Raw genomic sequence first — 19,853 nt, 5'->3', positions numbered from 1 at the left:
CGGATAAAGACATTACTGGGGTTCGCGCCTACAGGTCAAATGCCGGCTGAAGGAATCACGCCAAGGCCTGTCCGCATCATGTTTTTTTCGCCAGGATCGCAGTTGACTCGCGACACAGGGAACGAAATATAGCATTCTCCGAAACGATCAAATGATCGTGTGGTGTCCCGATTGGACCACAACAGGGGAAGTGAATGTTCGCGATCATCGGCATCGTGGTGACCATTGCATCCGTGATCGGCGGTTATGCCGCTTCGGGTGGTCACCTTGCTGTGTTGTGGCAACCTTTTGAATTCATCATCATTCTTGGTGCTGCATTCGGATCAATGCTCTTGGGCAACCCCAAAGACATCGTCATGGGTGTGTTCAAGAAATTCGGCATGGTATTCAAAGGCGCTCACTATAAAAAGGACGCCTATATCGAAATGCTCTCCATGCTGTATGCGGTATTCAAACTGGCCAAGACCAAGGGCGATCTGGCCCTGGAAAGCCACGTCGAAAAACCCGATGAAAGCCCTTTGTTCCAGAAATTCCCTGGTTTTTCCGGTGACCATCATGTTCGCACCTTCCTGTGCGACTATCTGCGCCTGCTGACGCTGGGCACCTCGAACGCGCACGAGCTTGAATCCATCATCGATGGTGAGCTGGAAGCGCATCACAAGCATTATCACGAGATTGCCCACGCCATCAATCTGATGGCTGACGCCATGCCGGCCCTGGGTATCGTCGCCGCGGTGCTGGGCGTCATTCACACCATGGGCTCGATCACCGAGCCGCCGGAAGTCCTGGGGCATCTGATCGGCGCGGCGCTGGTCGGCACCTTTACCGGCGTGTTGGTGTCCTATGCCTTTTTCGCCCCCTTCTCCCGCAACTTGCAGCTGTCCTTCGATTCGGATCATTATTACCTGATGTCGATCAAAGCTGGCTTGCTTGCCCACATGCAGGGATATGCCCCTCAGGTTTCCATCGAATTCGCCCGCAAGATTCTGCCCGACGAATTGCGTCCGACCTTCCAGGAATTGGAAGAAACCGTCACCAATCTGCCCCCTGATTGATCGACTGAGGCACCGCAGGAATGGCCGAAGGTCAGCAGATCATCATCAAACGGGTCAAGAAGGTTGCCGGCGGCCATCACGGTGGCGCCTGGAAGGTGGCCTATGCCGATTTCGTGACGGCGATGATGGCGTTCTTCTTGCTGTTGTGGCTGCTGAACGCGGTGACCGAAGAACAGTTGACCGGGATTTCCAACTATTTCGCCCCATCGATGGCGTCGAAAAGCGCGTCGGGGGCCGGTGGACTTTTGGGCGGCCAGGTCATCGGCGAAGGCGCCCAAGTGTCGATGACCAGTTCTCCCAGTTTGGTCCAGCACCTGCCGCCGTCATCCATCGGCCCCGGCGGCGAGGACATGACCTCGGCCGCCACCGAACCGATGGAAGGAATGAGCGAAGAGGATTTCCGGGAGAAGCTGGCCGAGCGCGAACAGCAGAAGTTCGACAAGGCCAAGGAAGTTCTGGATAACGCCCTCAAGGGCATCCCCGAGCTCAAGCAATACCAGGGCTCGATGATGGTGGACAACACGCCCGAGGGCCTGCGTATCCAAATTACCGATCAGGAAGGGCTGGCCATGTTCCCATCGGGAAGCTCGGCCATGTTCGGCCATACCAAGGCCTTGCTCGATCTGGTTTCCCGCATCGTCAACCAAATGCCCAACAAGATTTCCATCACGGGCCACACCGACGCCATCCCGTTCCGGGACCCCTCGGGCTATACCAATTGGGAGTTGTCGGCCGATCGCGCCCTGGCCAGCCGCCGCGCCCTGCTGGCCTCTGGTGTGCCGGAAGAACGTATCGACCGGATCGTCGGTCGCGCCTCATCCGAACCCTTGGTACAAGACGACCCCAAGGCCCCACGCAATCGCCGGATCAGCATCATCTTGTTGCGTGAAAACGACCTGACCTCGCCGCCGGAAGTGCCGACACCCGCTCCGACGCAAGGTCCGGCCCCCACCCCCCCGGCCGGTCCAAACACCGGCAATGACGGAAAAAAGGGCTGACCCTGGCGCCGTCGCCCACCCTCACCTAAATTAGGGTGGGCAATCGAGGAGAAAGCCATGGCCAGCACCATCACCATCCTGCCGCCATCATCCGGCGTCGATCCGCGGCTCGACCCCCAATTATTCGATGGCATCACCCTCAAGCGGATTTTGGCCTATGGCGTCGATCTGATCGTGGTCGCGCTGGTCGCCACCGTGATCTGGGTTGGCATGGGAGTGCTGGGCATCCTGACGCTGGGTCTGTTGCTGCCGTTGCAGGCATTGGCGGTCGCCCTGGTGCCGTTGGCCTATCACAGCTTGTTGATCGCCAGCCCAAGTTCCGCCACCATCGGCATGCGGTTGTTTGGCATTCGCGTGGTTTCGCTGCTTGACGGGGCGCCGCCCAGCTTGGCCCAGGCGGTCATCCAAATCGTTGCCTTTTACGGCTCTGTCACCCTGACCGCTTGGCTGGTGCTGATTGTCGCCCTGTTCAACCCCCGTCGCCGTACGTTGCACGACTTTTTAGCGGGAACGGTGGTCATCAACGCAGAAAAACGCCTATAATCCCCCATTGCCTTGTCCGAGACCGGATTCGATGGATCATATTCCACTCAAACGCCCGCATTTCTTCTTCACCACGGCGGCGTTGCCCTGCCCCTATATCACCGGCCGGCTGGAACGCAAGATCGTCACCGAATTGAACGGCTCCGATGCTGAAATCCTGCACGAGGCCCTGTCCCGCGCGGGTTTCCGGCGCTCGCACTCCATTGCCTATACCCCTGCTTGTCCGAACTGTTCCGCCTGCATTCCGGTGCGCATCGCCGCCCGCCACTTCCAATCCGACAAGACCATGCGCAAGGTGTGGCGGATCAACGGCGATCTTATCGCCCGCATGGTGCCGGCGCGGGCGACCGCCGAACAATTCAAGCTGTTCTCACGCTACCAGGAATCGCGTCACGGTAATGGCGACATGGCGTTGATGGGGTTCTACGATTACCGATCCATGGTCGAAGACAGCCCCATCGACACCTTCTTGCTGGAATTCCGCCAAGCCGACGACACTTTGGTCGCCGTCTGCCTGACCGACCGAATGAGCGACGGGTTGTCCGCCGTCTACAGCTTTTATGTGCCGGAAATGCCTCAACGTTCCTTTGGAACATTCATGGTCTTGTGGTTGATCGAAGAATCCCTGCGCTTGGGTCTGCCCTATGTTTATCTTGGCTATTGGATCGCCGAAAGCCGCAAGATGGCCTATAAATCCCGCTTCAAGCCGCTTGAAGCCTTTGGCGCCAACGGCTGGCAACCCCTGGATGGGGACGTCTTCCAAAACCAAGTACCGCAGTTTCGCTAAGCCCTCTTACGGAAAACCGTAATACAAAGCCCATCTGGCCATCGCATTGACACCATGTCATAGTGCGAAGGTCCAAGAGGTAATACCGGTACAGGTTCTAGGGAGGTTCCATGACGCTGCTGCTGAAACTCAGCGGCCTGATCGACCGTCTGAATACGATGGTCGGCAGGTCGGTTTACTGGTTGATTCTTCTGGCTGTTTTGGTCAGTGCCGGCAACGCGATCATCCGCTATAGCCTGAACACCAGTTCGAATGCCTGGCTCGAGATTCAGTGGTATCTGTTCTCTGCCGTGTTTTTGTTGACCGCCGGTTATACGCTGCTGCGCAACGAACACATCCGTATCGACGTCCTGACCAGTGGTCTCAGCCAACGCACCCAAGCCTGGATCGATATCTTCGGCGGGCTATTCTTCCTGTTCCCCATGGCGATCATGATCATGTGGCTCTCCATTCCCATCTTCGTCGATTCCTTCGTTACCGGGGAATTGTCCAGCGATGCCGGTGGCCTGATCCGCTGGCCCGCCAAGCTTTTGATCCCCACCGGCTTTGCCCTGCTGGTGTTGCAAGGCGCCTCGGAAATCATCAAGCGCGTGGCTTTTCTCAGCGGCCATATCGACCATTACGGCGCCCCTGCCGCCGGCCATCACGGGGGGGAATCGGAATGAGCGCCTTCATTATTGCCAACATGGCGCCGCTGATGTTCGGCGCCTTGGTGTTGTTTTTGCTGTGCGGCTATCCGGTGGCATTTGCCCTGGGGGCCAATGGTCTGTTGTTCGGCCTGTTGGGCATTGAATTGGGACTGTTCCATGTCGAGCTGTTCCAGGCGCTGCCCGAACGTGTCTTTGGCATCATGCGCAACGAAACCCTGCTGGCCATCCCATTCTTCACCTTCATGGGGTTGATTTTGGAACGCAGCGGTATGGCCGAAGATCTGCTGGATACCATCGGTCAGTTATTTGGTCCCATGCGCGGCGGCCTGGCCTATGCGGTGGTCTTTGTCGGCGCCTTGCTCGCCGCCACCACCGGCGTGGTTGCCGCCAGCGTCATTTCCATGGGCCTGATCTCGTTGCCGATCATGCTGCGCTACGGCTATGACCCGCGTCTGGCCACCGGCGTCATTGCCGCTTCCGGCACCTTGGCTCAAATCATTCCGCCCTCGCTGGTGCTGATCATCATGGCCGATCAGCTGGGCCGATCGGTCGGTGACATGTATCAAGGCGCCATGGTCCCAGGCCTGTTGCTGACCGCCATGTATGCCGGCTTTATCATCCTGACCTCGATTTTCCGCCCCAACGCCGCCCCGGCCTTACCCCCCGAAGCCCGCACCCTGCGCGGTTTCAAGTTGTTTCAGCGGGTGTTGTTCTCGCTGGTGCCGCCGTTGGTGCTGATCTTCCTGGTGTTGGGGACCATTTTCATTGGCATCGCCACCCCCACCGAAGCCGGCGCCATGGGCGCGGCTGGCGCTCTGGCTCTGGCCCTCATCCGCCGTCGGCTGTCCCTGGACTTGCTCAAGCAAGCCATGGAGAGCACCGCCAAGCTGTCGTCTTTCGTGCTGTTTATCCTGATCGGCTCGACCGTATTCGGCTTGGTGTTCCGCGCCGTCAACGGCGATCTGTGGGTCGAACACCTGCTGACCGGGTTGCCGGGGGGCGTCATCGGTTTCCTGATCGTCGTCAATATCCTGGTTTTCGCGCTGGCCTTCTTCCTCGATTTCTTCGAATTGGCCTTCATCATCGTGCCGTTACTCGGCCCGGTGGCGGAAAAGCTGGGGATTGATCTCATCTGGTTCGGCGTTCTGCTGGCGGTGAACATGCAGACCTCGTTCATGCATCCGCCATTCGGCTTCGCCCTATTCTTCCTGCGCTCGGTCGCCCCCAAGGATGACTACACCGATAAGGTGTCCGGCAAGCGGATCAAGGGCATTAAGACCACCGACATCTATTGGGGCGCCATTCCCTTTGTCTGCATTCAGATCATCATGGTCGCCCTGGTCATTTTCTTCCCCTCGTTGGTGGAAGGCGGCCTGGACAAGCGCACCAAAATCGATGTGGACACCATCCAGCTGAACATCGAAGCGCCCGCCTATGGCGACCCCACCAGCAGCGACACACCGGCCTTGCCGGAAGATGGCCCGGAAGATCCGATGGAAGCGCTCAAGCGGCAATTGGAAGAACAAAACACCCGCTAAGGCAAACCAAAACAAAAAAGCCCCGCCATTTCGGCGGGGCTTTCTTTTTGGCTGATAGCTTATTTCTTCTTCTTAGCGCCAACCGGGTTGGACAAGACGAAGGAATCGTAGTTGAACTCGGCGACACGCCACCACAAGTGAATGTCCTCGCGGAACTTCTTCCAGGGCGTCAAGATCTCGGCAAAGGTGGGGTTTTCCTTGGCAATTTCGTCATAAAGCTCGAACGCGGCTTCTTGAGCGGCGATCATGACGTCCTTGGGGTAGGCCCGCAATTGCGCGCCCTGGCCGACCAGACGCTTCAGCGCGTCGATGTTCAGCACATCGTACTTGGCTTGCATGTCCAGATTGCATTCGGCGCAAGCGGTTTCATAAGCCGCTTGGTAATGCTTGGGCAACTTGGCCCAATGTTCCAGGTTGCAATACTGGGAAATGGTCGGACCACCTTCCCAGAAGCCAGGGTAATAGTAGTACTTGGCGACTTTCTGGAAGCCGAGCTTTTCGTCATCGTAGGGACCGACCCATTCGGCCGCGTCGATGGTGCCCTTTTCCAGCGACGGATAAATGTCGCCACCGGCTAATTGCTGCGGCACCACACCGATCTTGGCCATGACACGACCGGCAATGCCGGCGATGCGCATCTTCAAGCCCTGCATGTCGTTCAGGGTCTTGATTTCCTTACGGAACCAGCCGCCCATCTGCACGCCGGTGTTGCCGGCGGGGAAATTGATGACGTTGTACTTCTTGTAGAACTCGCGCAACAGCGGCAAACCGCCACCATGATAGAGCCAGGCATTGTTCTGACGGGCATTGAGCCCGAAGGGCATGGCCGCTTCGAAGGCGAAGGTCGGGTCCTTGCCGACGTAATAGTACGAAACGGTGGCGCCGCACTCGACGGTGCCGGCCTGCACCGCATCCATGACCTGCAAACCAGGAACGAGCTCGCCAGCGGCGAAGACACGAATCTGGAACTTGCCATCGGTCAGTTCGGCAACACGCTTGGCGACGAATTCACCCCCGCCATAAATGGTGTCCAGGCTTTTGGGGAAACTGGACGCCATGCGCCACTTGACCTCGGGATTGGTCTGGGCGATGGCCGGGGCGGCGATGGCGGATCCGGCGACGCCGAGACCGGCAGCCTTCAGAAAGGAACGTCTTTCCATGCTTTCCTCCTGGTTATGCAAAGCTTTTAAACGGGCAGCCTTGCTTTCATGATTATGGGGGCCGATCCTGGCACGAAAGAACTGGTCTGACCAGTCCTCAGGTAAATTTATTCACCCGCGGGAAGCCGGTCGGCGGCAATCGACCAACGGAAGCGCGCTTGCCCAACCACGGCGTCAAGTCCTGTTCGGTGCGGGTGCGTTCTCCCGACTTCCAAGACAGTCCCTCGGCCAAGGTAAAGACCTTAATATCGGCAACGCCGCCATCACGATACTTTTGCAGCAACACCCCCCTGCCCCGGGCCATCAGCGGAATTTCATCGGCCATGAACACCAGCAACTTGCGGTTATCACCGATGATAGCCACCGCATCGCCCTCGAATGGCAGGCAGAAAGCGGCGCTTTCGCCATCCCCCAGGTTCAGCACCATCTTCCCGGACTTGGTTTGGGCCAGCACCTCGGCTTCCTCGACGACGAAGCCACGTCCCCCTGAAGACGACAGCAACAGCTTGCGTCCCGGCTTATGGGCGAAGACGCACAACACCTCGGCGTCATTGGCCATGTCGATCATCAGCCGCAGCGGTTCGCCAAAACCACGCCCCGAGGGCAGCTTGTCACCGCCAATGGTGTAGAAGCGGCCATCCGAGGTGAACACCAACAGCTTGTCGGTGGTTTCCGCCTTTAGCGCCAGTTTCAACTGGTCGCCTTCCTTGAACTTGACCGTGTCCAGCAGGTCGACATGGCCCTTCATGGCCCGGATCCAGCCCTTTTCCGACAACAGCAAGGTAATCGGTTCACGTTCGATAAAGGCTTCGATCGGCACCACCACCGCCGACGGAGCATCGGCCAGTTCGGTCCGGCGGTCACCCAGGGGCGTTCCGGGACCGAACGCCTTGCGGGTGGCGGCAATTTGGCTGGCGATGGTCGACCAACGGCGGCCCACATCGGCCAGCAATGCCTCCAGATCGCTCTTTTCCGCCGATAGCTGATCATGTTCCTTGCGGATCTCGAATTCTTCGAGCTTGCGCAACGAACGCAGCCGCATATTGAGGATGGCCTCGGTCTGCACCTCGGTCAGGCCAAAGGTGCGCATCATCACCGCCTTGGGCTCGTCTTCCTCGCGGATGATACGGATGACTTCGTCCAGATTGAGATAGGCGACCAGATAGCCTTCCAACACTTCCAGCCGTCTCTCGATCTTGTCGAGACGGAAGCGCGAACGGCGTTCCAAAACCTCCATGCGGTGATCAAGGAAAGCTTGCAGCACCTGCTTGAGATTCATGACGCTGGGCACCGCATCGCGGTCAAGCACGTTCATGTTCAGGCTGATGCGCACTTCCAGATCGGTCTGACGGAACAATTGCTCCATCAGCATCTCGGCTTCCACCGTACGATTGCGCGGTTCCAGCACCACGCGCACGTCTTCCGCCGATTCATCGCGGATATCGGCCAGCAGCGGCAGCTTCTTGTCATTCAACAATTCGGCGATCTTCTCGATCACCTTGGATTTCTGCACCTGATAGGGGATTTCGGTGACGATGATCTGATAAAGCCCGTGGCTCAGCTTTTCCACTTCCCATCTGGCGCGCAGCCGGAACGAGCCGCGCCCGGTGCGATAGGCTTCGTGGATGGCGGCCTGGCTTTCCACCAGCACGCCGCCGGTGGGGAAATCGGGGCCAGGTATGTGGCGCACCAGATCGTCGATGGCACAGTCAGGGGCGGCAATCAGATGGGTCAGCGCATTGCAGATTTCGCCGACATTATGGGGCGGAATGCTGGTGGCCATGCCGACGGCGATGCCGGCGGCGCCATTGGCCAGCAAATTGGGAAAAGCCGCCGGCATCACCATCGGCTCTTCCTCGGAACCGTCATAGGTGGGGCGGAAATCCACCGTGTCGTCGTCGAGGTTTTCCATCAGAGCGGCGGCGACGGCGGTCAGTTTGGCCTCGGTGTATCGCATGGCGGCGGCATTATCGCCATCGATATTGCCGAAATTGCCCTGCCCTTCCACCAGCGGATAGCGTACGGCGAAATCCTGAGCCAGACGAACCATGGCGTCATAAACCGACATGTCGCCATGGGGATGGTATTTACCGATGACATCGCCGACCACGCGGGCGCATTTCTTGAAGCCGCCCTCGGGATCCAGCTTCAACTGACGCATGGCGAACAGCAGCCGCCGATGCACCGGCTTTAGGCCATCACGCACATCGGGCAGCGAGCGCGAGACGATGGTGGACATGGCATAGGCGAGATAGCGCTCGCCCAAAGCCTCGGACAGCGAGGTATCGCGGATATCGCCGCTGACGGCAGGTTGGGTCATGACGTTCCTTCACTCTCTGGCCCACGGATAGTAGACGATGGCCGGAAACGGTCAACCAGTCGCGAACGTGCGGCCGGCATCGGGATGTGCCGGTGATGCAGCACGTGACGTTCAAGAAAATAGCCGGTTAGCGCCATGCCCGCGGCAATCTCGGCCGGCGCGCCTTCGCCGCCGTGTCGCAGGAAGGCCGGCAACGCCAACAATTTATGGGCATAGGGCGCGCCGGCCTCGGCCGAGACCGCGCGGGCGGATTTAGGGCTGACATAGGCAAGGTTTTCGCGTTGACCGGTGGCGGCACAGCTCTCGAGATCAAGGCCGAAACCGAGATCACGCAACAGCGCCAATTCCCAATGGACATAAATGCTCGGCCACGAGGGGGCGCCCAGGTTATCCAGCAAGGCCAGCAGGGCGACAAACACCGGTGCGTGCGGCTGGCGCTCCGGCAGCGCCACCTCGCACAGGCTGCACGCGGCGGATAAGGCGGTCAGTCGGGCGGCGTCGTCCAGGGCCTTGGCCGCATGGGCATCGACCAGTTCGATCCGATAGGTTCCCAATTGCTCGGCCAGACGGCCGCGCCAAGTGGCCTGCACCAGATTTCCCGCTTGCAGGCTCGGCCGATTAGCCTTGCCCGCCCCACCAGGGACCATGCCGGGATGGCGTCCATGGCTGCGGGTCAGCAGACTGGCGACGATTCCAGCTTCGCCCAGGCGGCGAACCGCCAGAACGATACCGTCATCGGTCCATTCCATCACCAGAAACTCCACAGCAGCAATCCGGTGCCGGCCATGGATGAAGCCATGCCGATTGCGGCGACCGCCACCGTCCACCGTTCCAACGGCGGCGGGTCTTCCAGGGATTCGGCCTGCCATGCGCCTTTGCGGATACGATGTTGAAGCACCGCCACCAGCAACACGGTGCCCAGCCACATCAAGATGATCCCCATGGCGCGCATGCTCATGCACCCAGGTTCACCCGGCTCAGGCGTCGAAGTCCAGCCCCATTTCGTTGTAATGGCCGCGCTTTTCCTGCCAATCCTCGCGCACCTTGACGTGCAGGAACAAATGCACCCGACGTTCAAGCAGGGCTTCCAGCTCGGTGCGAGCGGCGGCGCCGATGGTCTTGATCTGGTGACCGCCCTTGCCGACGACGATGGCCTTTTGCCCGTCGCGCTGCACATAGATGACCTGATCGATCCGGGCCGAGCCGTCTTCCCGCTCTTCCCAGGTTTCCGTTTCCACGGTCAGGGCGTAGGGCAGTTCCTCGTGCAACTGAATAAAGGCCTTTTCGCGGGTGATCTCGGCCGCCAGCATCCGTTGCGGCAGATCGGACACCTCGTCCTCGGGGAACATCCATGGCCCCAACGGCACCCGCTCGGCGAACACCTTGGACAGATCGGCCAAGCCGTCGCCCTTCAAGGCCGAAACCATGAAGACATCGGTGAACAGACCTTCCTCGTGCAGACGCGTGGTCAAATCCAGCAGCTTTTCCTTTTTCACCGCATCGACCTTGTTCAGCACCAAGATGGCCTGACGGCTGGCTTTCTTCAGCTTGTCCATGATGGCGCGGGTGTCGTCATCGACGCCACGCTGAGCGTCAACCACGACGCAGATGATTTCCGCATCGCTGGCGCCGTTCCAGGCGGCGGCGACCATGGCGCGGTCCAGACGGCGGCGCGGCTGGAAGATACCGGGGGTATCGACCAAGATCACCTGGGCCGGTCCGGCCATGACGATGCCCAGCACGCGAAAGCGGGTGGTCTGCACCTTGGGTGAAACGATGGAAACCTTGGTGCCGACCAACCCGTTGGTCAGGGTTGACTTGCCGGCATTGGGGGCGCCGACGATGGCCACGTATCCGCAGCGTTTCTCGTGTTCAGGCACCTCGGTCATTCTTTTACCTTCTCCAACAAAGCGGCGGCTGCTGCTTGTTCCGCCACCCTTTTCGACGCCCCGGAACCATTGACCGGGTCCACGCCTTCCACCGTCACCGATACCACAAAAGTGGGATCATGGGGTGGTCCATCCTGACCGGCGACAACATAGACCGGCAAAGGTTTGCCCAAGCCTTGCGCCCATTCCTGCAACGCCGTCTTGGCGTCCTTGGGCGGAGCCGCGGTGGCATCCATCAGCGGCGTCCATGCCGCCCGGACGAAACGCGCCGCCACATCAAAGCCGGCATCGGCATAAACGGCGCCGATCACCGCTTCGCAGGCATCGGCCAACAGCCCTGGATTGGCACGACCGCCGGCATCTTCCTCGCCCTTGGACAAGGTCAGACAGGCGGCAAGCCCGATGGTGCCGGCAATCACCGCCAAACTTTCGCGCCGCACCAAGGCGGCATGCCGCCGGGCCAAGGCGCCCTCGGGCTCGGTGGGAAAGCGATGAAACAGCATGTCGGCGACCACCAGTCCCAACACGCGGTCCCCCAGAAATTCCAGACGCTCGTAAGGCGTGCTGCGGCGCGGAGCCCGGCCCTGAACCACCGACGGATGGGTCAAGGCTTGGGTCAACAGATCGGTTTGGACGAAATCATGTCCAAGCCGAATGCACAGGTCGTGGATCGGCCCCTTGGTCATGCCTCACCCGATTCCGGACAGCAGCCGCGAGAAGCGGATGGCCCAGGGCCATTTCCACACTTCCCACAATGCCGCCGAGCCATCGCCAGAGAAGAAAATCACTTCCGCCCGGCCGACCAGACGATCGGCGGGAACGTAACCAACCTCGTCAAGGAAGCGGGAATCGGCGGAATTATCCCGGTTATCGCCCATCATGAAGTAATGCCCGGCAGGCACCACATATTCCGGCGTGTTGTCAGCCAGACCGTTATCGCCCTGGAATTCAATGATTCGGTGAGTCCGGCCCTCGGGCAGAGTTTCGATATATTGCGCCGCCCGCATGATGTTGCCTTCGCGGGTCAGTTCGACGAAATCCTCGATCCGGTCACGCTTCACCGCCTGACCATTGATGTTCAAGATGCCGCCAACCACCTGGATGCGATCACCGGGCAGGCCGATGACCCGCTTGATGTAATCGACCATATCCTTGACCGGACGGCCCTGATTATCGAGAACCGGACGGCCCATGCCGTCGCGCTTGTGCACCCAGACCTTAAACACCACCACATCACCGCGCACGGGGATACGCTCAAGGATGCGTCCCCCTTCCGGCCCCATGCTGAACGGCATGGAATGGCGGGAATAACCGTAGGCATATTTGGAAACAAACAGATAATCGCCGATCAGCAAGGTCGGGATCATGGAACCGGACGGGATATTGAACGGCTCGAAGGCGACAGTCCGGACAAAGCCGGCGATTATCATGGCGATCAGGACCGTCTTGATGGTTTCCCAAGTCCCTCCGGTTTTTGTTCGCGACATGAAGATAACCGCCTAAATAGTTGAAATTAATTAAAAATAAAAAAGACGGCCGGGCCGCCAACTGGCGCGAGGAAACCAGCCCCAGGCGCGCCTGTCAAGTTTGTTCCCGGCACTGTCACGATATCAGCCGCCGCCGCCCCGCCGCGCCTCGTCCATCAACTGGCGCATATGGCGGATCGACGCTTCGAAACCGACGAAAATAGCCTCGCCGACCAGGAAATGACCGATATTCAATTCGGCGACCGAGGCAATGGCGGCGATAGGTTTGACCGTATCGAAAGACAAGCCGTGACCGGCATGGCATTCCAAGCCGATGGCCTGGGCATGACTGGCGGCGGCGATGATACGGGCCAGTTCACGATCGCGATCTTCACCGCCATGTTCGCAATAGGCGCCGGTATGCAACTCAACCACCGGCGCGCCGATGTCGTGGCAAGCGTCCAATTGGCGCAGATCGGCCTCGATGAACATGGAGACGCGAATCCCCGCCTCGGTCAACCGTGCCACCAGCGGGCGCAGACGTTCTTTGGCTCCAGCCACGTCCAAGCCGCCCTCGGTGGTCCGTTCCTCCCGCCGTTCCGGCACGATGCAGGCAGCGTGGGGGCGATGGCGCAGGGCGATGGCCAGCATTTCCTCGGTCGCCGCCATTTCGAAATTCAGCGGCAGATTGATTTCGTTGGCCAAGCGCTCGATATCGCGATCGGCGATATGGCGGCGATCTTCGCGCAGATGGGCGGTGATGCCATCGGCCCCAGCGGCGGCGGCCAGATGAGCGGCGCGGACAGGATCGGGATGCAGGCCGCCACGGGCATTCCGGATGGTGGCGACGTGATCGATATTGACGCCAAGGCGCAAGAAAGACATGGAGATTTCCTGTGATGCGATCAGTTGCGGGCGCGCTCGACCGAGCTGATGGACGGCGTCGCCCGCAGCGCGGCGATGACATTGGTCAGATGCTTGACATCGCGCACTTCGATGTCGATCAGCATCTCGAAGAATTCGGTGGTGCGGTTGGTGATCTTGAGATTGGTGATGTTGCCGACGTTCTTGGCGATCACCGTGGTCACCGTTGACAGCGCGCCGGGCTCGTTGGCGACCACCAGATCGACGCGGCCGACATGGGCGGCGCCGTCGGTGGCATCCCACGAGATATCCAGCCAACGCTCCGGCGTTTCGGCGTATTGCTCAAGATTCTCGCAATCGATGGTATGGACGGTAACCCCCTTGCCGGTGCTGACGATACCGACGATGCGATCGCCGGGCAGCGGGTGACAGCAGCCGGCGAAATGCATGGCCATGCCGGGGATCAAGCCTTTGATGGCCACCGCATTGGATTTGTCGCGCTTGGTCGTATTCCCCTTGGCGGCCCGGCCGAGCAAGACAATGTTATCGGCATGCTGCGCCGGGCTGGTCTTCAGTTCAGGATAAACCTGAAGAACCACGTCCTTCCCGGTCAGCGTCCCCTCGCCCACATCGGCGATAAGATCGTCCACCGACGGCGCCTTGAAAATCTTCAAGACCCCTTCCAACGCCTTTTCAGTCAGTTCATACCCTTCCTGACGGAAGGCGCGAACCAGAATGGCGCGTCCCAAATCGACATATTGGGCGCGTTGCTGGGTGCGGACGAAACGGCGGATGCGGGCGCGCGCCTTGCCGGAAACGACAAAGCGTTCCCAGGTGGGGTTGGGTGTCTGCGCCTTCGAGGTGATGATTTCCACCTGATCACCATTATGCAAGCGCGAGCGCAACGGCATGATCCGGCCGTTGATCTTGGCGCCGACGCAGGTGTCGCCGACCTGGGAATGCACCGCATAGGCGAAATCGACCGGGGTCGCCCCCGACGGCATGGAAATCAGATCACCCTTGGGGGTGAAGCAGAACACTTGATCTTGAAACATCTCCAGCTTGGTGTGTTCCAAAAACTCCTCGGGATTCGAGGCGTGTTCCAAGATGTCCAGCAATTCGCGGAGCCAGCGATACTGGCGGCCATCGGTCTGACGGCTGCCGCCTTGCTTGTATTTCCAGTGGGCGGCAACCCCCAGTTCCGACACCTCGTGCATTTCGTGGGTCCGGATCTGCACCTCGATACGGTGCCGTTCCGGTCCGAACACACCCGTATGTAGCGACCGGTAGCCATTGGGTTTAGGCGTCGAGATGTAGTCCTTGAAGCGATTCGGCACCATCGGATACTTGGAGTGGATGACGCCAAGGGCGCGATAGCAATCCTCGACGCTGCCGACGGCGACGCGAAAAGCCATGATGTCGGACAATTGTTCGAAGCCGACATTCTTGCGCTGCATCTTCAACCAGATGGAATAAGGCGTCTTTTCCCGGCCGGATATCGCCGCCTCGACCCCGGCTTCATCCAGGGTCTTGCGCAATTCCTCCAAGATCCGGCCGATCAGATCGCCGCCTTGCTCGCGCAGGAAATTAAGCCTAGCGATGATCGAGCCGCGGGCGTCACCGTGCAATTCGGTGAACGCCAGATCCTCCAGCTCCATCTTCATCTCCTGCATGCCGATGCGTTCAGCCAGCGGAGCGTAGATTTCCATGGTTTCCAGCGCGATGCGCCGGCGTTTATCCGGATTTTTAATGAAATGCAGCGTCCGCATGTTGTGGACGCGATCAGCCAGCTTGACCAGCAGGACACGGATGTCCTCGCTCATGGCCAGAACCAGCTTGCGCAGGTTTTCCGCCTGCTTGGCATGATCCGACTGCATTTCAATGCGCGAAAGCTTGGTCACCCCATCGACCAGACGACCGATTTCGACACCGAACATCCGGTCGATATCATCTTGCGTCGCTGGCGTATCCTCGATGGTATCGTGCAACAGCGCGGTGATGATCGAGGCGCAATCCAGACGGTATTTCGTCAGGATGCCAGCCACTTCAATGGGATGGGAGAAATACGGATCGCCCGAGGCCCGCAATTGCGAGCCATGCATCTTCATGGCGAAGACATAGGCGCGGTTGATGGCGTCTTCGTCAGCGGCGGGGTCGTAGGATTTGACCCGCTCGACCAATTCGAATTGACGCATCATCAGGTTGACACCTCCATCCGGCGACAACCCTTGATAGCATTACGCAGCGGCTCATGGCGCGGGTTGCTCGCCATGGCCGCCACCCTTGATCTTTACTCGTCGCCGTCAGGCAGATCGCCGGAAAAATCCATGGGATCGTCGGTCACGGTCATGCCGCCGTCTTCCAGGTCTTCATCGGAGGCGATGTTCTCGAAGCCCATGTCGTTTTCCGGCATGAAGGCTTCCAGTTCGTCTTCCTCGGGCTCGTCCACTTCCACATGCTTTTGCAGGCCGGTCACCAGAGCATTGCGCAGATGTTCCAGCTCGACAGTGTCCTCAGCGATTTCACGCAACGCGACCACTGGGTTCTTGTCGTTATCACGCTCGATGGTGATGCGGCCGCCGGTGGCGATATCGCGGGCGCGCTGCGCCGCGATCAGAACCAGCTCAAAGCGGTTGGGAACCTTAGTGACGCAATCTTCAACCGTTACGCGGGCCATGGACCGTCCTTCATAAGAATGTGCATGCGCAAAAGAGTGTAGTTTATATAGCGGTGCCCCCCCTGAAAGCAAGAGCGTAACCAAGTGGTCTTTCCGCTTTGTTCTTGCGGTGGGCGCATGGTGCCCCTACCTTGTCCGCATTGCTGCACATCCAATTGTTTTGAAATCGAGACTCATCATGCATTTCTATGATTCCGAACGAATCGGTTTGTTCATCGACGGCTCCAATCTTTACGCCGCCGCCAAGGCGCTGGGATTTGATATTGATTACAAGCGTCTGCTGGAACATTTCGCCACCAAGGGGCGCCTGATCCGCGCCTTCTATTACACCGCCTTGATCGAGGATCAGGAATACTCGCCCATCCGGCCGCTGGTGGATTGGCTGGATTATAACGGCTACACCATGGTCACCAAACCGACCAAGGAATTCACCGACGCGACCGGCCGGCGCAAGATCAAAGGCAACATGGACATTGAACTGGCCATTGATGTCATGGAGATGGCCCCGCACCTGGATCACGTCGTCCTGTTTTCCGGCGATGGCGATTTCCGCCGTCTGGTCGAAGCCATTCAGCGCAAGGGGGTGCGCGTCACCGTGGTTTCCACCGTGCGCTCGCAGCCGCCCATGGTCGCCGACGAATTGCGCCGCCAAGCCGATACCTTTCTGGAGCTGCTTGACCTGGAACAGGTGATCGGCCGCGGCCAGCAACACCATCGCGACGATCGCTACCACGAGGATGATGAGTGAACGCTTTTATCGGACCGGCGGCGGATTGCCGCCTGTGCCCCCGACTGGTGCAATTCCGCCAAGCCAATCAAGCCGCCTTTCCCGCTTGGCATAACCGGCCGGTGGAATCCTTCGGCCCGCTGGATGCCCGCATCCTGTTCGTCGGATTGGCGCCGGGCTTGCGCGGCGCCAACTGCACCGGCCGGCCGTTCACCGGTGATTATGCCGGCGAGCTGTTGTACAGCAGCCTCTTGCATTTCGGCTTGGCCGTCGGCACGTATGGCGCGCGCGCCGATGACGGCCTTTGTCTCAAGGACGCCCGGATCTGCAACGCCGTCCGCTGCGTGCCGCCGGAAAACAAGCCGAGTCCGGCTGAATTCAAGAATTGTCAGCCCTTTCTGGCCAGCGAAATCGCCGCAATGCCCAATTTGCGCGCCCTGTTCGCCATTGGCCGCAATGCCCACGATGTCACCCTGACCACCCTGGGGCGAAAAAAGAGCGCCCACCCCTTCGTCCATGGCGCGCTTCACCGCCTAACGGAGGATTTGATCCTGGTCGATAGCTATCATTGCTCTCGTTACAACACCAATACCGGCCGACTGACGACCGAGATGTTTCATGCCGCCTTCCGCACAATGCTGGAAGCTCTTAATAATTAAGAGAAACTTTTCAATGGCCATGAGATGATGGTGGATTATGAAGATGTCTTGAGGGTGGGTGATGGCGATCTTGCTGGAATGGAACAGCGACTACGAACTCGGCGTCCCGGCCATGGATGCCGATCATCGCGACCTGATGGATATGTGCAATCTTTTCCTGGAAAAGGTTCAGGCGCAAACGCCGCCGACCCAATTGGCCGATAGCCTGGATCGATTGATCTTGCGCACGCGGGCCCATTTCCTCGCCGAGGAACGCATGCTTGATCGCCACGGTTACCCGGCGCTGGTGGTCCACAAAGCAGAGCACGAGCGCTTGATCCGCGAAGCCGAAGCCCTGAGCAACGGTCTGCGCACGGATCAGGGCGAAAAGGATCTGGACAGCATCATCGCTGAAACTTCTGATTTTCTGCGGTCATGGCTGCTGGAACACATCCGCAATAACGATCGGCCGTACAAGCCGTTCCTGCGGAGCCTGAATTAGCTTCCCTCCCCCCGACAACAGCCTATCAGGCGAATTCGAAGCTGTTCTTCCCCCGGCGTTTGACCCGGTACATGGCTTCGTCGGCCATCTTCAACAAGGATGGGCCATCAGCGCCATCATCGGGATAAAGGGCAATGCCCACCGACCCTCGAATTTCGGCCTGCCGTCCTTCCAGATCGAAGGGCAGCGACAACCGTTCCAGAATTTTACTGGCGACCATCGAGGCGTCGTTGTGGTCGTGGATACCTTGAACGATGCAGGTAAACTCGTCGCCGGCCAAACGGGCCACCGTATCGGAAGACCGCACGCAATCGACCAAACGTTGCGCCGTTTGCTGCAACAACAGATCGCCTGCCGCATGTCCAAGGCTATCGTTGACCTGCTTAAATCCATCCAAATCAATAAAGAACAGAGCGAATTTCTTGCCGTCGCGTTTCGTCTGCCGGATCGCCTGACTGAGACGGTCAACAAACAAGGCGCGGTTGGGCAAGCCGGTCAAAGCGTCGAAATTGGCCTGCCGCCAGACTCGTTCCTCATCTTCCTTGCGATGGGTGATGTCAGAGAAGATCGCGATGTAATGGGTCACCACCCCGGCATCATCCTTGATGGCAACGATGGATAGCCACTCGGCGTAGAACTCGCCCGACTTGCGGCGATTCCAGATTTCACCCCGCCAGCGGCCATTGGCATTAAGACCAGCCCACATATTTTGGTAAAATTCGCTGTCATGCCGCCCCGAGCGCCACAAGGCCGGGTTCTGACCGATCACTTCATCCGCTGTGTATTCAGTGATCGTCGAAAAAGCGGGGTTAACATATTCAATTTCATTGCGGGCATTGGTGATGACCACCGCCTCGCTGGCGCTTTCCACCACCTTGGCCGTCAGCTTCAGCTTTTCCTCGGCCGATTTCATGGCCGAGATATCATAAATCCAAGCCAAATTGACCGGCTCACCCTCGAAATTGGAAGCCTTGACGGTTAGCAGGCTGTGGAAGGGCTGGCCGTTCAGCCGGCGGAACTCGACCTCGGCGTCATTGATTTCCCCCTGACGCTTGAGTTCGCCCACGATGGCCGATAATTGGCGGTCATCCACATAAAGATCGCGCGCACGCCGGCCCAGCAGACTTTTGGAATCAGCCCCCAGAATTTCGCAAAAGCGCGCATTGGCAAACACCACCAAACCATCTTTGCGGCGCGACGCCGATACCCCGATCGGACTTTCCTGCAACATCCGCCACAGCCGATCCTCGGATTCGCGCAAGCTTTTTTCGATGGCCAAACGCTGGATGATGTCGTCGCGGATCCGCGCCACCATGGGGCGGAAGACAACCGCCGCCGACACCACCAACAAGAACAAAACCATGGCGACCACGGCGGCGTGATAGCCGAACATATGTTGCAGCCGTTCCAGGTTTTCTTGCTGGTAAAGAGCAATCAAACCATCCAATTGGTGGACCAGCTTGCCACTGGCGCTGCTGCGAACGCCGGCCAAATCATCGGCGAAGCCGGGATCGCCCAGCCGCGCCACCACCAGCCCGCGCCCATCGCGCAGGAAGGCGCGCATGATCTGATCAATCTGGGCGTCGGGACCGAAATACAGCGCCCTGACCCGCACGGACATCGGCTGTGGCCGCTTCAACTCGGGCATGCCGAGCACAAGCCCCTGATGCGCAGCCTCCAACTGATCCAAAGCCGCCTGCAATTCCTGCTCTAATTTGACCGCTTGCGGCGGCGGCAAATTGGGCAAGGTCAGTTGGATCGCCAGATCGGCAATGCGTTCGACCAGGGCTTTTTGCCGGACGGCGGCGTTGACAACGGCGGTCCCGCTTTCCGCATCCATCAAAACCCGCACCAGCCCCAGGAAAGAGCCAATGGCCAGCACGCCGATGATTGCCAGCACGGCAACATAGCGGATGGTCAAAGCCCTGGTCAGGCGTTGGGCGAAATCGGTCATTGGCCTCCCCGGCCTATTCTTCCACCAGTTGCGGTGTTTCTCCGGTGATAGCATGGGATGAGCGTTCAGGCGACAGCGGAAATGA

20 protein-coding genes are annotated in these 19,853 nt (G+C 59.3%); 9 read left to right on the top strand and 11 right to left on the bottom strand.

The genetic code is table 11. The annotated features are described in order from the left end of the window. Positions 1–194 precede the first annotated feature (194 nt). From motA to KEC16_RS02190, 6 genes are all read left to right on the top strand, one after another. Entirely contained in the window at positions 195–1,055 is an 861-nt protein-coding gene (gene motA / locus KEC16_RS02215) for a flagellar motor stator protein MotA (RefSeq protein ID WP_211546015.1), read from the top strand. Between the two features lie 20 nt (positions 1,056–1,075). Beyond that, entirely contained in the window at positions 1,076–2,053 is a 978-nt protein-coding gene (locus KEC16_RS02210; protein WP_211546014.1) for a flagellar motor protein MotB, read from the top strand. A 57-nt stretch (positions 2,054–2,110) separates the two neighbouring features. Further along, positions 2,111–2,596, top strand: coding sequence for an RDD family protein (locus tag KEC16_RS02205; RefSeq protein ID WP_211546013.1), 486 nt, complete (start codon positions 2,111–2,113; stop codon positions 2,594–2,596). A 31-nt stretch (positions 2,597–2,627) separates the two neighbouring features. Continuing rightward, the gene (locus KEC16_RS02200) at positions 2,628–3,383 is read left to right on the top strand and encodes an arginyltransferase (protein WP_211546012.1); all 756 of its coding nucleotides are present in this window, start codon (positions 2,628–2,630) and stop codon (positions 3,381–3,383) included. A 110-nt stretch (positions 3,384–3,493) separates the two neighbouring features. Then, complete coding sequence (locus tag KEC16_RS02195; RefSeq protein ID WP_211546011.1) at positions 3,494–4,048, top strand: TRAP transporter small permease subunit; 555 nt, start codon at positions 3,494–3,496, stop codon at positions 4,046–4,048. Beyond that, a complete protein-coding gene (locus tag KEC16_RS02190; RefSeq protein WP_211546010.1) occupies positions 4,045–5,571 on the top strand; it encodes a TRAP transporter large permease in 1,527 nt (508 codons plus the stop codon). The genes KEC16_RS02195 and KEC16_RS02190 overlap by 4 nt, the downstream gene beginning before the upstream one ends. Positions 5,572–5,630: 59 nt before the next feature. Here the strand turns inward: KEC16_RS02190 and KEC16_RS02185 are convergent, their stop codons facing one another. The 10 genes from KEC16_RS02185 to rpoZ all read right to left on the bottom strand — a co-directional run bounded on the left by KEC16_RS02185 (position 5,631) and on the right by rpoZ (position 15,947). Next, positions 5,631–6,731, bottom strand: coding sequence for a TRAP transporter substrate-binding protein (locus KEC16_RS02185; RefSeq protein WP_211546009.1), 1,101 nt, complete (start codon positions 6,729–6,731; stop codon positions 5,631–5,633). A gap of 97 nt (positions 6,732–6,828) precedes the next feature. Continuing rightward, positions 6,829–9,051: a DNA topoisomerase IV subunit A gene (gene parC, locus KEC16_RS02180; protein WP_211546008.1), complete on the bottom strand. Its 2,223-nt coding sequence runs from the start codon at positions 9,049–9,051 to the stop codon at positions 6,829–6,831. After that, a complete protein-coding gene (recO, locus tag KEC16_RS02175) occupies positions 9,048–9,803 on the bottom strand; it encodes a DNA repair protein RecO (RefSeq protein ID WP_211546007.1) in 756 nt (251 codons plus the stop codon). Before recO ends, parC begins: the two co-directional genes overlap by 4 nt. Beyond that, positions 9,800–10,009 carry a hypothetical protein gene (locus tag KEC16_RS02170; protein ID WP_211546006.1) on the bottom strand — a complete coding sequence of 70 codons (210 nt, stop codon included), beginning with the start codon at positions 10,007–10,009 and terminating at the stop codon, positions 9,800–9,802. Before KEC16_RS02170 ends, recO begins: the two co-directional genes overlap by 4 nt. A gap of 19 nt (positions 10,010–10,028) precedes the next feature. Continuing rightward, positions 10,029–10,940 carry a GTPase Era gene (era, locus tag KEC16_RS02165; RefSeq protein WP_211546005.1) on the bottom strand — a complete coding sequence of 304 codons (912 nt, stop codon included), beginning with the start codon at positions 10,938–10,940 and terminating at the stop codon, positions 10,029–10,031. Next, entirely contained in the window at positions 10,937–11,626 is a 690-nt protein-coding gene (gene rnc, locus KEC16_RS02160) for a ribonuclease III (protein WP_211546004.1), read from the bottom strand. Before rnc ends, era begins: the two co-directional genes overlap by 4 nt. 3 nt (positions 11,627–11,629) lie before the next feature. Next, complete coding sequence (gene lepB, locus KEC16_RS02155) at positions 11,630–12,427, bottom strand: signal peptidase I (RefSeq protein ID WP_211546003.1); 798 nt, start codon at positions 12,425–12,427, stop codon at positions 11,630–11,632. Between the two features lie 123 nt (positions 12,428–12,550). After that, positions 12,551–13,291 (bottom strand): pyridoxine 5'-phosphate synthase, encoded by a 741-nt coding sequence (locus tag KEC16_RS02150; protein ID WP_211546002.1) that lies wholly within the window; start codon positions 13,289–13,291, stop codon positions 12,551–12,553. Between the two features lie 20 nt (positions 13,292–13,311). Then, positions 13,312–15,468: a RelA/SpoT family protein gene (locus KEC16_RS02145; RefSeq protein ID WP_211546001.1), complete on the bottom strand. Its 2,157-nt coding sequence runs from the start codon at positions 15,466–15,468 to the stop codon at positions 13,312–13,314. Positions 15,469–15,560: 92 nt separating this feature from the next. Beyond that, entirely contained in the window at positions 15,561–15,947 is a 387-nt protein-coding gene (gene rpoZ / locus KEC16_RS02140) for a DNA-directed RNA polymerase subunit omega (RefSeq protein WP_211546000.1), read from the bottom strand. A 178-nt stretch (positions 15,948–16,125) separates the two neighbouring features. On the opposite strand from rpoZ, the gene KEC16_RS02135 reads away from it, so the two are divergent. The 3 genes from KEC16_RS02135 (at position 16,126) to KEC16_RS02125 (ending at position 17,814) form a co-directional block, all read left to right on the top strand. Continuing rightward, complete coding sequence (locus tag KEC16_RS02135) at positions 16,126–16,695, top strand: LabA-like NYN domain-containing protein (RefSeq protein ID WP_211545999.1); 570 nt, start codon at positions 16,126–16,128, stop codon at positions 16,693–16,695. Beyond that, the gene (locus KEC16_RS02130; protein ID WP_211545998.1) at positions 16,692–17,333 is read left to right on the top strand and encodes a uracil-DNA glycosylase; all 642 of its coding nucleotides are present in this window, start codon (positions 16,692–16,694) and stop codon (positions 17,331–17,333) included. Before KEC16_RS02135 ends, KEC16_RS02130 begins: the two co-directional genes overlap by 4 nt. Positions 17,334–17,394: 61 nt before the next feature. Next, the gene (locus KEC16_RS02125) at positions 17,395–17,814 is read left to right on the top strand and encodes a bacteriohemerythrin (RefSeq protein WP_211545997.1); all 420 of its coding nucleotides are present in this window, start codon (positions 17,395–17,397) and stop codon (positions 17,812–17,814) included. Between the two features lie 25 nt (positions 17,815–17,839). Here KEC16_RS02125 and KEC16_RS02120 read toward each other — a convergent pair whose 3' ends face one another. Continuing rightward, positions 17,840–19,768, bottom strand: a complete 1,929-nt coding sequence (locus KEC16_RS02120; RefSeq protein ID WP_211545996.1) for a diguanylate cyclase domain-containing protein — start codon at positions 19,766–19,768, stop codon at positions 17,840–17,842. Positions 19,769–19,853 lie beyond the last annotated feature (85 nt).

The organism is Magnetospirillum sulfuroxidans (genome assembly GCF_018224925.1).
Classification (GTDB): Bacteria; Pseudomonadota; Alphaproteobacteria; order Rhodospirillales; family Magnetospirillaceae; genus Magnetospirillum; species Magnetospirillum sulfuroxidans.
This window is presented reverse-complemented; position numbering and strand designations above follow the sequence as displayed.